General features: G+C 31.9%; 11 protein-coding genes. 3 read left to right on the forward strand and 8 right to left on the reverse strand.

The genetic code is table 11. The annotated features are described in order from the left end of the window. Window positions 1-86 precede the first annotated feature (86 nt). The 6 genes from ACRHNM_RS13570 to ACRHNM_RS13595 form a co-directional block, all read right to left on the reverse strand. Window positions 87-2036 (reverse strand): putative porin, encoded by a 1950-nt coding sequence (locus tag ACRHNM_RS13570; RefSeq protein ID WP_431137189.1) that lies wholly within the window; start codon window positions 2034-2036, stop codon window positions 87-89. Window positions 2037-2133: 97 nt separating this feature from the next. Beyond that, window positions 2134-4413, reverse strand: coding sequence for a M12 family metallo-peptidase (locus ACRHNM_RS13575; RefSeq protein WP_431137190.1), 2280 nt, complete (start codon window positions 4411-4413; stop codon window positions 2134-2136). Between the two features lie 146 nt (window positions 4414-4559). Next, window positions 4560-5432, reverse strand: a complete 873-nt coding sequence (locus ACRHNM_RS13580; protein WP_431137191.1) for a hypothetical protein — start codon at window positions 5430-5432, stop codon at window positions 4560-4562. A gap of 22 nt (window positions 5433-5454) precedes the next feature. Next, window positions 5455-6228, reverse strand: a complete 774-nt coding sequence (locus tag ACRHNM_RS13585; protein ID WP_431137192.1) for a hypothetical protein — start codon at window positions 6226-6228, stop codon at window positions 5455-5457. A 20-nt stretch (window positions 6229-6248) separates the two neighbouring features. After that, the gene (locus tag ACRHNM_RS13590) at window positions 6249-7670 is read right to left on the reverse strand and encodes a RagB/SusD family nutrient uptake outer membrane protein (RefSeq protein ID WP_431137193.1); all 1422 of its coding nucleotides are present in this window, start codon (window positions 7668-7670) and stop codon (window positions 6249-6251) included. Between the two features lie 12 nt (window positions 7671-7682). Further along, entirely contained in the window at window positions 7683-10793 is a 3111-nt protein-coding gene (locus ACRHNM_RS13595; RefSeq protein ID WP_431137194.1) for a SusC/RagA family TonB-linked outer membrane protein, read from the reverse strand. Between the two features lie 203 nt (window positions 10794-10996). Here ACRHNM_RS13595 and ACRHNM_RS13600 point away from each other — a divergent pair, with 203 nt between their 5' ends. From ACRHNM_RS13600 to ACRHNM_RS13610, 3 genes are read left to right on the forward strand one after another with little or no spacing between them, the layout of a single operon-like run. Then, entirely contained in the window at window positions 10997-11599 is a 603-nt protein-coding gene (locus ACRHNM_RS13600; protein ID WP_431137195.1) for a ribonuclease HII, read from the forward strand. 27 nt (window positions 11600-11626) lie between these two features. Next, complete coding sequence (locus ACRHNM_RS13605) at window positions 11627-14059, forward strand: ribonuclease HII (protein ID WP_431137196.1); 2433 nt, start codon at window positions 11627-11629, stop codon at window positions 14057-14059. A 45-nt stretch (window positions 14060-14104) separates the two neighbouring features. Next, window positions 14105-15154 carry a nucleoid-associated protein gene (locus ACRHNM_RS13610; RefSeq protein ID WP_431137197.1) on the forward strand — a complete coding sequence of 350 codons (1050 nt, stop codon included), beginning with the start codon at window positions 14105-14107 and terminating at the stop codon, window positions 15152-15154. Between the two features lie 31 nt (window positions 15155-15185). On the opposite strand, the gene lipB is transcribed toward ACRHNM_RS13610, so the two are convergent. Both lipB and ACRHNM_RS13620 read right to left on the reverse strand, forming a co-directional pair. Further along, on the reverse strand, window positions 15186-15887 hold the full coding sequence (gene lipB, locus ACRHNM_RS13615) for a lipoyl(octanoyl) transferase LipB (protein WP_431137198.1): 702 nt from the start codon (window positions 15885-15887) through the stop codon (window positions 15186-15188). A gap of 101 nt (window positions 15888-15988) precedes the next feature. After that, window positions 15989-16144: a YqaE/Pmp3 family membrane protein gene (locus ACRHNM_RS13620; RefSeq protein WP_431137199.1), complete on the reverse strand. Its 156-nt coding sequence runs from the start codon at window positions 16142-16144 to the stop codon at window positions 15989-15991. Window positions 16145-16148 lie beyond the last annotated feature (4 nt).

The raw sequence follows: 16148 nt of genomic DNA on the forward strand, positions 1-16148 counted from the left end.
CTTTTTTAATCTTTTTTGAAACTTTTTTTATTAATACTCGCTATACCCTTATTATGAGACGATTGAAGATTATGATTATTTATATTTTACAGAAAGAAATTCCAAACAAGGCCGAAGCGAATAGCAAAGTCTCTATAAGGATAGTTTGGTGCTGAAAAATAATTATAGCCTGTAAAGGCTGCATTAAAGTGTTCAGCTTTTAAAAAGATTCTTGTTTGCCTGATTTTGGCATTGATAAAGAAATCTAATCTTGGAAAATTTCCAATCTCTGAATCATTTTGAACATAGAACTCAGCTAACAATGGATTATATCCATCCATATTATACTTAGTAAAATAATTAAGGGTCACTCCTGTTTGTAGAAATAATGCTTTCTTAAAAAAATGATTAGAATAGTATAGTGTATTTCTAGAAACAAGATCAGGAACATTTACTATTTGTTCTCCATTCAAAACGTTTTGATAAAGTATCGTATTATCTAAAGCAAACTTTCCATATTTGACTTCTTTATTTACCTTAACCCTTGCGTAATTAATTTGCTCTGAACTTTGAAATGGTTTTGTTACATTATTTAATTTATCATGAGCGAAAAAAGTATAATTATCAATATTTGTATAGTCGAAAGTAACATTTACTATTTTAGATGAATTTAAATTTAAAACTAATTGTCTGGTATTTTCATTATCAAAAGAATCGATATTATTCCAATTATAATTGATATAATCACTTTTGTATAATAAGTAATTATAATTTGGAGCTGACGAATTTAATTTTAAAGAAGTCTCTACACTAAAGTTATCATCAAACTTATATTTAGCATTAGCAACGAGCTTACTGCCTTCAAATTCTCCATTAATGTTAGCTAATATTTCTCCTGACAAGTATAGGTCTTTGAACTTCTTGTTATATTGTGCTCCTACAGCAAATGTATTTCCTTTTATTCTATTTGGTAATATTATGTTGTTCAATACAGTAACTCTATTGTAGCCATAATTGTAATTATTATAATCTAAATTAAATTGGAACTCACCAAAAGTAACATTATCATAATTGAAGTAGATACGATTATAAAAACTCTCTAAAGTTGTTTTATCAAAAATAACGCTCGCAAAAGCATCTCCAAAAAAATTGTTTGCACTATTTTGATTAAATTGGTAATATTTATCTTCAAAATGAATAATTTGTCCAACTGTCAAACTATTAGTTATTGAATCTTTAGGGCTAAGAAGCTTATACTCATGTTCTAAATAAAAACGTTTTCCTCTTAAAATATTTTCAGCATTCTCGAATTGAGGGTCAAACACTGCCCTGTCAATAAACTCTTCATTTCCAGATTCAAAATTCTCTATATCTTCATCTTTAATCCCTCCATTTTCTTGGTTTAACAAATCTTGAGTAACAATATGCGCTCTTAAATTGTATCTGTTGTTTTTCGTATGATAATTTGTTGTAATTCTAAAATTACCTGTACTGGTTAAAATATGCTGGTAATTCCCAAGAGATCGCAAACCTTTATAAGCTATCGAAAAGTTAAATTGAGAAGATGTATTTACAGAAAAAAAAGCATCTAAAACCTGACCTTGTTGAAATGCTGTTTTAAAAAATAATTCTGTCAATGGAGTAGGTACGTGATAATAATCAATGTCATCAATCTCCATATAATTAAAATGTCGTGCTCTAGCACCAAATACTGGTAAAATTGAATTGCTAAATAAGTTTTTACTAAGTGAATTATATGTCTGACCAATATTAGAAAACGGTATTAGTTCAAAATTATCTTGTCTAAGATAATTAAACTTATAATCTTTATGAACTGACAAAGTAGTATCTAGAAATGTCGTGTCTCTTTTGCGTGATATGATTTTATATTGTTCTATTGTGGCATCCTCATTTTTAAGACCTTTATTAGAAGTACTTTTTCTATTTACATCACTTGAATCTATATTCTGAATATTTTGGAGTTTATTTATCTTTTGCGCAAAAATGAATTCACTAAAAAGAAGAAAACAAAACACTAAAAAAACATATTTAAGCATTACTGACTATCATTAATTGTTTTATAAACACTTTCAAGATAAAAAAAGAAGGTGTAATTACACACCTTCTTTATATTAAAACATAGAAAAACTAAATTTAATTAATTACAATTTTCTTAGTCACTCTATTTTCTCCAACAGATATCTCTAATAAATAAACTCCTGATTGAACTTCATTCAATTTAATGACTTCATTGAATTCAGCTGCTTGTTTTTTGTATATGTTTTCAAAAACAGTTCTACCACGAATATCATAAACGTTAATAGTTACTGAATCGTTTAAGTTTGAATTTAATTTGATATTGAATTCACCATTATTAGGGTTAGGATAAATTGATAAACTGTTTTCTAAAACTTGATCGTCGATACTTAGTGATTCTTCAATTTCAAAGTTTCTGGTATTAATGTTGTAAAAAATATTATCAACAGCTTCAACCATTATTCTACAAGTTGTAGAATTAACATTAGCCAAGATTACGTCTTCAGATCCATCGTTAGGAGTATTAGCCAATAAAACAGTATCAAAATTCAAACCTCCATCGGTTGATAATAGTATATTGACATTGGTTGCATTAATAGGTGCTGAATTTGTGTTTGAAACATTCCAAGTTATGGTTTGCATCGAATTTCCTTCATAAACTGTACCTGGTGCAGCTTGAGAAGTCACCCTAAATGGACCTGCACTATTATCGGTTGTAACTTTCATAAAATCGACGCCTATTTGTCCTCCAGTAATATCATTATCTCTCACAGTGAAAGAATAATTAATTTCTCTACTGACAAGGACTAATTTTTCCCAACCTGTTGAAGAATTAACGTTGTTAACATAATCTTGTAATCTAGGGATATACCTTGTACTGTTAGTACTTGGCGGAAAAGATCTTACAATAGGACCATTCTCAGTAATATTACTTGGAACTGGAATACTAGGACCTAAGTCAAACTGTTCCCAAGTATATGTTAATGCTCCTTGGCCATCAACATCTGAACCTATTCCAATTAATTTATATGGTGTTCCAACAGGAATTGTGTAATCATTCCCAGCTTCAGCAGTAGGTTCTGAATTATTGGTAGCAGTTTGTGATGCACAGGTACTGTTACCAATTGTCAAATTAAGCCACATTTCGTTAATACTGTTCTGATGAAAATAATCATCAGCAACAGGTTGAATATTAGAATTTGAACCGCAAATACCAGCATAAGACATAATTGTAGTTCCTCCTCCAGGCTCGTATGCTGAACCTGGTGTTACAGGTCCTGCACAATTGTTTGCATTATAAGTATGAAAAGCTCCGTATTGATGCCCCATTTCATGTAAAAGTGTATTTTCAAAAACGACACCTTGAGGAATACTTGAAAGACCTCCAGTAACTGCTCTTGCTTTATTACTCGTACAAGGAGAAAATAGTTGAGCTAATCCACTCCCGGAAGTACTTAGCATATGACCAATATCATAATTATTAGCACCTACAAATAAATCAATAAAAGTTTGAGATTGATTAATTAATGAAGTAATGTCATTGTTAGACAAAAAGGTATCTTCTAAAAAAATAACATTGCTATTGTTGCTAACTATAGTCATAGTTAATGATAGCTCATTTTCATAAACTGCATTAACCCTAGTCATAATGTCGTTCATTACATTTAAAATAGCATCCTTTTTAACAGGATCTGGTGCAGATAATAAACCTAACTGAAGTAGATAATAATTTGAAAATTCTTCAGTACAAGCTAAAGCTAATCTAAATTCTCTCAAAACACCATCATCAACATGTCTGTTAAAACTTTCATTCTCGTCTGAATTAATTATGCTATCCGTAAATTCTTGTTCTTCAGTTAAACATACTATCTGATTTTCTAAAGGGTTTACGTCCTTTTTAAAATACATCATGTAAAACTGTCTGTCTTTAGTTAAACAATCGATATACTGAGTACCTTCCTCAGCATCAAACATTAAACCTTTCAGCCCCATAATCGACATACTGAATCTAATCGTCTTATGTTTATTATTTAATGATTTACCAATAAAGGATCGTGCGCTCTGTACTTCAGACTGCAATTGGTTTTCTAATACAGGTGCATCATAAACTTCAAACTCTTCAAAACCGCCATTGACTAACGGAAAAGTCACAACAATACCAGAAACTGAATTTGCGAGTTTTCGGTCTGGAGCATTTTGTAAACGAGAAAATAAATTATCAAAATCTAAACTAAATGTATTATAATTTAGTGGCATAGAATTAACTTCCCATCGAGGAGTCGTTATTGATTCTTCAGAGATCTGATTCCAAACATCAGATCTGACTTGTGCAAATAAAATTGCTGAACTTAATTGAGATAAAATAAATATCCCAAATATAATTGTAAACTTTTTCATCTATTTTTTTTACTAAAGTAGTTATTAAGTGCTAAAGATAAAAACAATCTATTATTTATTAAGAATATTTTATAGTATTGATTCATAAAAAAACCCACAATCAAATTTTGATTGTGGGTTTTTAGTGTATTTAAAACAAAAATCTGTTATTGGCCTTGTAGAACTACATCTGCCGATATTCCATTTTCGAATATTCCATCTGTTGCTACTGATAAAATGAATGCATCATTACAAGTATCATATGTACCTGATCCAGTAATATCATAAGCAATACCAAAACCATTATCTGATCCATCAGATCCACCTGATAGAATTTCTACTTCTAAGGTAGCAGGATCAATAGCTAATGTTACTGCAGCAAAAAACATATTTGGTAAATCTTGAGCAGCAAAAGTATCAATAAAGCTTGGTCCCCATGTAGTATCGAACATGTAAACATTGTTTCCTAGATCTGTTATAGTAGCTGGATAACCATCTTGAGCAACAGTACCACCACGAGATGACGTTCCAATGTATACAGTACCGTCTACGATTGGATTTAATGCACAAGGAGTAGACACTCTATAACTAACAATACTATCGTCGTCTAAACCAATAGTAACACCATCAACGTCAGTTGAAGATAAAACTACATCAAAAACAATTGGATCTGTCACAGTATCTAAATTATCAAAATTTAATATAATGCTTTTTACTCTAGCACTTCCATCTGGTCCTGGTAAATCATTAGGAGAGAAATTTAACACATTATCTGTTGTAACGATTGAAGAAAAATCACCTTCAACTGGCACTAAAGTATAATTTATATTAATCCCATTTTCATAAACAGGAACTCTTAAACTAACTGGTAAAGATAAAGTTTCCTGTACAGGTGAAACTGTAGTAGCACTTGTAGACGTAGCAAACTCAACCCATCCTGTTGTTGGCTCATCATAGAATTTGGTACTATCGTCGTCACTATCGCAACTAAATGCAAATACAAGAAGTACGATTGGCAATAATTTTAATATTTTTTTCATAAGATAAATTTTAATTTAATTATTATTCTACGATAGTAAAGTCAGTTGACTCTGAATCACCAAAGTTACCACCACCAGATGCATAAGTAACTACGGTTTGAGAAGTACAAACCAAAGCATAGCTACCTTCGATGCTTCCATCAAATTGACCATCTCCATAAGAATCGTAGATTGTAAATGTATAATCTCCAGCTGGTAATGTTGGAATAGCAAAATTATAAGTAGCTGGATCTAAACTACCTGATGCCGCTCCAGCAGGACAAGCAGGAAAATCTGCACATTCAACTACGATACCATTACTATTTGTAATTTCCCAACTTCTTTCATCAGCATATCCGTCTTCATTTAAAATAAGTGTTAAATCAGTACAAACAAATGTAGTAATGTCGTATTCTCTTAAAAAAGTAAATTCAACTGGTGGAAAAGCACTACCTCCACCTGGAACTTCAACTGCTAAAATTAAAGTGTTGAGTACAAAATCTTCCAAACCATCATAGTTAAAAGTTACATCTAATGTCCCTTCGTAAGAATTTGCTGGAATTGTAGCTGTTCCGATTGAATAGTCACTGGCTTCTACAGAAGACTCTACAACCACAACATTAAAAGTTCTGTCTTGTGAATCAGTTGTTGTTGACACTAGAGGAACACTTGTAGTAAGACCTCCTGTTGGAATGTCAAGATTAATTTCACTAACAGAAAAACCAACTGCTGTTCTACCATCAAAAGTCACTGACTCTGTTTCTTCACAAGAAGTAATAAGCAGACAAATGATGAATAATTTAAATATATTTTTCATAATTGTTATTTTTTTTAAGATTAATAACCAGGAGCTTGTTGCCCACTAATTACTGGATTACCATTAATTTCTCCTTGAGGTATAGGAAGTATGAACTTATTTGATGAAGCTGGTAAAGTACATGGAGTTGCTCCTTCACAGTCACCAAGATCTTCACTTCTTAATATACCATCATTAGTTATAGATCTAACTCTCTTGATGTCAGTATATCTATGTCCTTCGAAAGATAACTCTAATCTTCTCTCAGCAATTACACCTTCTACAGCTTCAGCAACATTATCATACTCTATTGCATCAGGTGTAGTTATAAGTCTTGCAGTACGTACTGCTAAAACATCTGCTGCTGCTAAACCAAATTGACTCGTCTTCGCATAAGCTTCTGCTCTAATCAAATAGATTTCAGATATTCTCATAGCTTTAAAATCATTAATAGCTTGAGTATCTGCATTGATTGGATACTTACCAATAACTAATCTGTCTTCATCTACATCACTAGCTGGATCTAAAACAACAGTTTTTCTGATGTCAGCATCATCATATAAATTAAATAACTCTCTTGATATTTCAAATTTAGGACCTTGTCCTGAGAAATTCCAAAGGAAATTGATACCATAATCAGCTCCTTGAACGTTATCATAGTTCCAAACTACTTCAGTTTTGTCTGCATCTTCATTGAACATACCAATATACTGGCTAAAGTCAGCCAAAGGATAGTTTGGAATTAAGTCATTACAATATCCAATTGCCTGAAGATTGTTACCTGTTTCTAAAGCTATTCTAGCTCTTAAAAAAGTCACAAAATCAGGAGTAGCAAAATTGATATCAGAAAAACCTGATGGAAATAAAGCTAAAGCCGCATCTAAATCACTTTGAATACCAGCTAAAACAGTACCAACTGTATCTCTTCCTGGAGTTTCACTAGCTGAAACATAATCTACGTAAGGCACACCTAACGCAGACTCATCAGTCATATCCAAAGCATAATACAATAATAATTCATAATGAGCTAATGCTCTAAAAGCATATGTCTGTGCTAATATGTTGTTATAGGTATCAGCTTCTTCTGCACTTGGAGTGATAGAAGACGCAGCTACTATCAACCTATTCATATCATTTATACCAGAATAACGGTTGTTCCATAGTACTGCACTACCATTTAGTGCTGGATAATCAGCATTCAAAATTTGGTTGTGATAACCTACTTCTTGACCACCATTATCAACACCTAATCTGGTGTTATCTGTAAAGATAGAGTTAAATCCAATGATGTAGTTATAGTTATAATTTCCTATAACCCCATTAAGACCAAATTGAAGATCACTAACGGTATTGTAAGCGGTATCTTCAACTAGTTGATCTACCGGAAACCTATCTAACTGGTCACTACAGCTTACAAAAACTGTCGCGACACTTAAAGTTAATATTACTAAATATTTTTTCATTTCTATTTTTTTTTAAAAAGTTAAATCAAATCCTAAACTAAAAGTTCTAGCTACAGGATATTCGAAGAATGTTGTAGCAACAGTTCCTTCTGGATCAAATCCTCTAAACTTAGTCCAAGTAAACAAGTTCGTTCCTTGTACAAATACACGAACTCCGGTAAACAAGTTAGTTCTTTCAAGTACTTTTTTATCTACGCTATAAGATAAAGATACGTTTCTTAATCTTAAGAAAGAAGCATCCTCTAAATATCTATCACCAGCTACAGCTCTTAAACCACCATATGATAATGCTGGTATATCAGTTACTTGTCCAGGTGTTGTCCAAGCATTTAACATTGATGAGGATAAATTTAAGTTAGCCCCTAAATTAGGATCTTCAATAAGTGCTAAAGAGCTATTTCTCTTCCAACGATCAGCTTGGAATGCAAATAATGCATTTAAAGCAAATCCTTTATAACTAATGTCTGCACCAAAACCACCTGTGTAAGTAGGATCAAAGTTTTTATCTAAATAAATCGCATTATCTAAACTGTACTCATTGGTTAAGTTGCCATCTACATCTAAATAAAGAGGTTCACCATTTGCTGGATTAACTCCTGCCCATCTTGGTAAGAACCAAGTGTTAGCAGCATAACCTTCAGCAATTCTTAATGAACCACCTGTAAATTCTCCTGGTAGAGACTCCACAAGGTTTTTGTTATAGTTAGCATTAGCATTTAAAGTAATTGACCAGTTATTAGATGCTGATTTTCTTAATAAATCATAAGAAATTTGTAAATCAATACCCTTGTTACTCATGTCTGCTACGTTAGTTGTAACAGCAGCTGATCCTGTTCCTGCAGTAGATAATAATTTACCAGCAAATAAATCTGTAGTTAAGTTATCATAAAAATCGATTTCACCCGATAGTCTGTTTTGCCAGAAACCAAAGCTTAAACCAATATTAGCTTGATTTGAAGTTTCCCATTGAATAGCAGGATCAATTAAAGTTCCTAACTGGTAAGAATTTCCTAATTGATATCCACTACCTGAGGTAACTGTCTGTAATCCTTGGTAACGTGTACCAACACCTTGATTACCTACAACACCGTAACTAGCACGTAATTTTAATACAGAAATCCAGTCCACATTCTCCATAAAGCTTTCTTTATCAATATTCCATCTACCTGAAACAGACCAGAATATACCATCTCTATTTTCAACAAAACGAGAAGTAGCATCATTTCTAATAGAACCTGATAAACCATAACGTCCATCATAATCTAAGTCTAAAGTTGCAAATACAGAAGCTAAAGCCAATTCAGATTCACTTGAACCAACATCAGGAATGTAATTATACACATTATCTCCTTCAACAGTATCTCCAGGAGTAAAACCAGAACCAGAAGTTGGTAATGCTGGATTTAAACCATAAGCCTGTAGACTTGCCACCTGTGTATTAGAGTAGTTATACTCAGCAAAAACAGCAGCATTTAAATTTAATTTATCAGTTATGTTATTATCATAACGTACAAATGCGTTTGTAATAAAGTTTGCATCTCTATAGAAACTTTCAAATTGAGTCCCTTTGAATTCAGAGGCATCAGTTGGAGTTCTAAAACTTCTAATACTTCCTGGAGGATTTATAAACAATCGCTCTCTATTAGTGTAATCAACACCGAAAGAAGTTCCGAAAGTTAAATTCTTAGCAAAGTTATAATCCACTGCAATTCTACCAACTATTTTAATTTCAGATTCTTGATCTGTACCTAAAGCAGCTGTGTTTAAAGCGATAAATGGTGTATTTCGAAAACCGTCAACATCATCAAAATTAATTGAACCATCTGCATTATAAGCTCCAGAACCTCCAGTAGAAGTTGGACCTGTACCCCAAATATTAATTGAACCATCTCCGTTGTAAGGAGATAAATAAGGTAAACCAATATAAGGAACAATGAACGGATTATCTAAATCACCACCTGTGTTTTGATCTCTAAGTGCATCTACTACGAAAGAACTAACAGAGTAGTTAGCTGTTAACGTCGTAGAGAAGTTTAATTTATTATCATTAGTATTTGCATTAAAGTTATTTCTAAAAGAAAAACGCTTTAAATCACTACCTAATGTTGTTCCTTCTTGTTTAAAGTATTGAACAGAAGAAAAAGATGAACTATTTTCTCCACCAGTAGTTACTGTAAGTTCGTGTGATTCTGTTTTACCTTGACGCAATAAAATATCTGACCAGTTTGTATTTGCTTGTTGAGCAATAGCATTGATTTGCTGATCCGTTAAACCTTCACCAAATGCTACACCAGGTATTTCACTAGCATACTGTCTTTGGAATGTTAAAAGTTCTCTTGTATTCATTACATCAAACTTAGGAGTAGGTAATTCAGAGAAACCAAATAAAGATCTGTATTTAACCTGAAGACCTGAACCTTTCTTACCAGTTTTAGTTGTAATAAGAATTACACCACCTGCACCTCTGTTACCATAAATAGCAGTTGCAGCAGCATCCTTTAAAACAGACATCGTAGCAATATCATTCTGGTTAATACTACGGAAGTTATCTTGATCAACTGGAACACCATCAATAATAAATAATGGTTCCGTATCACCGTTAAGCGAGTTTCTACCACGAATAATTATTGTAGCACTTTGTCCTGGTTGACCAGATCCAGTACTTACGTTAACACCCGCAGCCTGACCTTGTAACATCTGATCCACAGATGTAATTGGAACCTGCTCGATTGACTCAGCGTTTACAGTTGCTAGAGACGACGTAATCTTAGTACTATTAGTAGCACCTCTATAACCTGTAACCACAATTTCATCTAGAGCAGCAACATCCTCAGTCAATACTACATCTATAGAATTACTTGAACCAACAAGCATTTCAGTACTTTTCATACTGATAAATGAAAAAACCAATGTTTCTCCTTCGCTTGCTTTGATAGAATAATTACCATCAAAATCTGTTTGAACTCCTCTTGAAGTTCCTTTTACAATTACATTCACACCAGGCAATGGCAAACCATCAACTGCCGATGTAACTGTTCCTGTGATTGTTTTCTCTTGTGCAAAAGAAAATTGCATCACAAACGCCATAAAAAGCGTCATTAACCATGTTAACTTTAATTTCATAAAACAATTATTTGAGTTAGTCTAGCGCAAACATCTTAATAATATATTAAATAAACAAGTATTTTTGCCAAAAAAATGTTAACAACCTAACAATTAAAATGTTCATTAAATAATTGCACAATCAATGTGTTTACTAACTTTAAGATGCATTACTTTATGAAAGGTTGCGTTAAAATTTTAACTTTGTCCAAACTTTAACATTCTTGAGTCTTTTAGCTAACTTTTCAAAATTAAAATCAGAGTGCGGAACTGATGAAGCAGGAAGAGGTTGCTTGGCAGGTCCAGTAACGGCTTCAGCAGTTATTTTACCTGATAATTTCGCAAACATCATACTGAATGATTCTAAACAGCTTTCAGAAAAAAAAAGAGAACATTTAAAATCAATAATAGAAAGAGACGCTATTTCATTTTCTGTATCTCATGTTTTTCAAGATGAAATTGACAGCATCAACATTTTAAATGCTTCAATTTTAGCAATGCACAAATCCATTAATGATTTAAATCCACAACCCAATTTTATCATAGTTGATGGAAACAGATTCAAACCTTACCTATCAATTCCTCATCAAACCATAGTTAAAGGCGATAGTAAATTTCTTTCCATTGCAGCGGCTTCTGTTTTAGCCAAAACTTACAGAGATGCTTATATGGCTAAAATTCATGAAGAATATCCAATGTACAACTGGATTAAAAACAAAGGATATCCTACAAAAGAACACAGGCTTGCCATTAAAAAATATGGCATCACAAAATACCATAGAAAATCTTTTAGATTATTGCCCGAACAATTAAAATTAGAACTGTAACTTTTTATATTTGTAAAAATCTTTTCAATGAAAAACATTTGGCTATTAATCCTCTTGTGTGTTTTAATTTCAAGTTGTCATGATGATAAAAAAGCGGCATCAGATATTTTTAATTACATCCCTGAAAATGCATCGTTAATCATCAAAACTCATTCATTGCAAAGTTTAAAAAGCGCAGTAAGCAATAACGCTTTACTACAAGAACTTCTTAACTATTCTCAAATTCAGGATTTTAATAAAAAACTAAAACCAATTTCATTTTTAAAACCTGAAAACGACTTTTTAATTACATTGTCTAAAGACCCAAATGATAGTCTAGAAATTAGTTTTATCACCAATTTTAAGAGCTCTATTTTTGAATTAGATTCTATACCAAATAGCATCTCTGAAAAATTCAGCACCAAGCATACATCGATTTCGAAACTCAATATAGACAACTCCATTTTCTACTCACATGTAAAAGACAGTGTTTTATTTATTTCAAACAGATTAAATTTAGTGGAAGCTTCATTTGAACAAAAAGATTTAAACTCTGAAATTGAAAAACTACTAAACGTATCAAACCAAAACAAATCAGTTTCGGTATTAATCAACCTTAAGAAGAATGCATTTAATCCTCTGACTTTTAAAGATTCAAAATTAAATGCCGCACAGATTTCAAATTATTTACTACTTGATGGCGACATTTCGCAAAACGACATTGTATTAAATGGAATCACAAAAGCTTCAGATTCTACTAAATGCTTAATTAATCTATTTAAAAACACCATTCCGCAGGAAAACAAAATAGCCAAAGCCATACCTTACGACAGTGATTATTTCATTAGTTTCACATATAATCATATAAGGGTTTTTGAAGACCATTTAACAACCTACACTGCTACAGATTCTATCCTTCCAGAGCTATATCCTTTTGAAACTATTATAGAAAGTGGTTTTGTAGAGATTGATGACAATAGAGCCATAATCCTTCAATCTATTGATGCAGCAACGACTCAAGAGAGCTTGTCTTTAAACAGGCATTCTACATACAGATCTGTAGATATTTACAGTTGGGATAATTCTGAATTGATAAACGAATTATTTTCACCCTTAATTCCTGAAACAACAATTTCTTACTATGCCAATATTGAAGATTTCTTCATTTTTACAGAGGACGTCGAATTCTTAGAAAGAATAATCGCCAATTTTCAAAACAATACGACCCTTTTTGAAACAAGTCACTTTCAAAATATGATGCTCAACCTTAGTGATGAATCGTCCTTATTTATTTACAGCAACGAAAACGATTTGAATACGATTTTAAATTTAAATTTTAATGACGATAAAAACTTAAAATTAAAAGACTATAAAACATCTGCAATACAATACATTTATGATACCGACTTTGCTCATGTTAATGCTATATTTAAAACGAACAAGTCTAGAGTTATCAATAACACAGTAACTGAAGATTTAAATATCACATTAGACACCAGTATTTTAAATGAGCCTCAATTGGTTAATAACCATACCAACAATCAAAAAGACATCGCAGTTCAGGACATCAACAACAATTTATATCTCATTTCAAATCAAGGTAAAATATTTTGGAAAAAGCAACTTGACGGACAAATACTAGGACGAATCGAACAGATTGATATGTATAAAAACGGACGATTACAATTAGCTTTTGTGACTTCAAACAACATGTATGTTTTAGATAGAAATGGAAAAAATGTCTCTCCTTTCCCTCTAAAATTTAATGATAAAATCACTCAACCACTCTCCGTTTTCGATTATGACAATAAAAGAAATTACCGCTTAATGCTAACGCAAGGTAAAAACACTTTAATGTATGATCAAAAGGGTAAAATTGTTAGCGGGTTTAAATTTAAAACTGCAAAAAATAACATAACAACTCAACCTAAACATTTTAGAGTTGGCAGAAAAGATTACATAGTCTTTGCAGATGGCAACACTATGGAAGTTTTAGATCGTGTTGGAAAAAGAAGAGTTAATGTTAAAGAAAGTATTGATTTTTCAGGAAATGAGATCTTTCTTTACAAAAACAATTTCACGACAAGTAATTCCAGCGGAGAATTATTAGAGGTTAACCAAAGTGGTCATGTTAAACACCAAAATTTAAAACTCAGCGAAAAACATTCTATTGCTACCACAAGCAAAACACTCGTAGCTTTATCAGATAATAAACTGACGATAAAAACCAAAACTATAAATTTAGATTTTGGAGATTATACAGCTCCAAAAATATTTTATATTAATGATAAAATTTATGTAACTGTCACAGATTTACAGGCTAAAAAAGTATATGTTTTTGACAGTCAGGCAAAGCCTATACGCAACTTTCCTGTATATGGCAATTCATCAATTGAAATGGATGATATTGACAATGACAATTTGATAGAAGTGATTGTAAAAGGTGATGATAATTCAATCATCATTTACGAAATAAACTAGATAACATCATACATTCTTTTTTAAACTAAACGATACTGTTCTATTATGATTAAACGTACAAAAGCCTCAATTTCAAAATGTATTCTTCATAAAGTAGGAAACAAATTTAATAGCACAAAAAATGCGTTTTCAGAACAGGAACTTGAGTTTGACGACATGAGTTATGACCTCATTTTACCATATTTACTACGTCCTTTTTCAAATTTAGCAGAATCCTACCGTTTTAATCACCATTCTAATGTGGAACTCAATGAAATTAATAGTTACGCTTCACAATTGCTCAAAGATGACTCGAACTTTATAGAGACTTCAAAGCATATTGTCATGCATTTATTTGAACAATCAAATTCTGCTCAAATAAAAACGGGAGATGTCATTATTTGTATGTTTCGCGATTTGCAATATGAAGATTATCAAACAGATGCTGTTGGTATATTTAAAGTTGAAAACAAATCGCATTTCTTTCAGACCTATTTAGAGAATGGCAGTTACGATATCATCACACAAAAAGGTATCGCTACAAAAAAAGTAGACAAAGGCTGTTTGATATTAAATGCTGCAGATGGAGAAGGTAAAATCGTACTAAGTGTAGATCACAATAATTACGATGCCCAATACTGGATAAAAAGCTTTTTGAATGTAAAATATCCTGACGATTCAAACGAACATACCAAAAATTATATAGAGATGTGTCGCGAATTTTCCAAGGACATCATGCAACCTCAATTTGGCGGACAAGAACAAAGTAATTTCTTAGCAAAAACGGTTGACTTTTTTAAAGAGCATGAGATTGTAAATATCGAATCGTTTAAAGAAGACGTCTTTGACAAAGAAGATACTATTCCGCTATTTGAAGACTATAAAAAAGGGTATGAAAGTGACCACAACATTGTGATTAGAAATCAGTTTGACGTCTCTGAAATTGTCTTAAAAAAGCAAAAACAAAAGATTAAAACGGAAATTAAATTAGACACCAACATTCAAATTAAACTGGATGTCGATGCTCCTGATGCCTCAGCCGAATATTTAGAACGTGGTTATGATGAGGAAAAAAAAATGCATTTTTACAAAGTGTTTTTTAATGAGGAAGGTTAGTAGAATCCCAAAAAAATTATAGCGTTACAGTTTAGCTTATAAACTCAGCTTCAAACAAGACTCTAAAATGCTTTAAAAGCTTTTCTTTGACTTCAGTTTCATCCACTTTTTCAATTCCTAATTCAACATTAAGAGAGGTCACTGCTTTACCTCTAATACCACAAGGAATAATATTGTCAAAGTATCCTAAATTAGCATTGACATTTAAAGCAAAACCATGCATTGTCACCCAGCGACTAGCACGAACTCCCATTGCACAAATTTTACGAGCAAAAGGTGTTCCAACATCTAACCACACTCCTGTTTCTCCTGGACTACGTTCAGTTTTTAAACCATATTCAGCTAGAGTCAGAATAATCATTTCTTCTAAAAATCTGAGGTATTTATGAATATCTGTAAAGAAATTATCTAAATCTAAAATGGGATAGCCGACGATTTGTCCTGGACCATGATAGGTAATATCTCCTCCTCTATTTATTTTATAAAATGTTGCTCCTTTTTGAGTCAGTTGTTCTTCTGACAATAACAAGTTAGACATATCACCACTTTTACCTAAGGTATAAACATGTGGATGCTCTACAAACAAAAAATAATTATCTGTTGGCAAGCCTAAACTTTCTCTTCTATTTCTGATTTTAGTGTCTAAAATTCCTTTAAAAAGCTGCTCTTGATAATCCCAAGTATCTTTAAAATCTTTTACCCCTAAATCTTTAACTATAACAGTCTTATTCATAGATGACAAAATTACGATAATTTATAGGATTCTTTTAGACACGTACTTGTGAAAAAAGATCACTAGATTAAAGTCAAAAACAGAATTTATTAAAACAAGTATTATTCAGGATTGTTTAAGATTATTAAGGCTGCAATAACTCCAGGAACCCAACCACAAATCCACAACAAAAATACAATAAAAATAGAACCACAACCTTTACCTATAACAGATAATGGAGGAAAAATAATAGCCAGAAGCACTCTCCAAAAACTCATAATT

The organism is Psychroserpens mesophilus (assembly GCF_050617655.1).
Taxonomy (GTDB): domain Bacteria; phylum Bacteroidota; class Bacteroidia; order Flavobacteriales; family Flavobacteriaceae; genus Psychroserpens; species Psychroserpens mesophilus_A.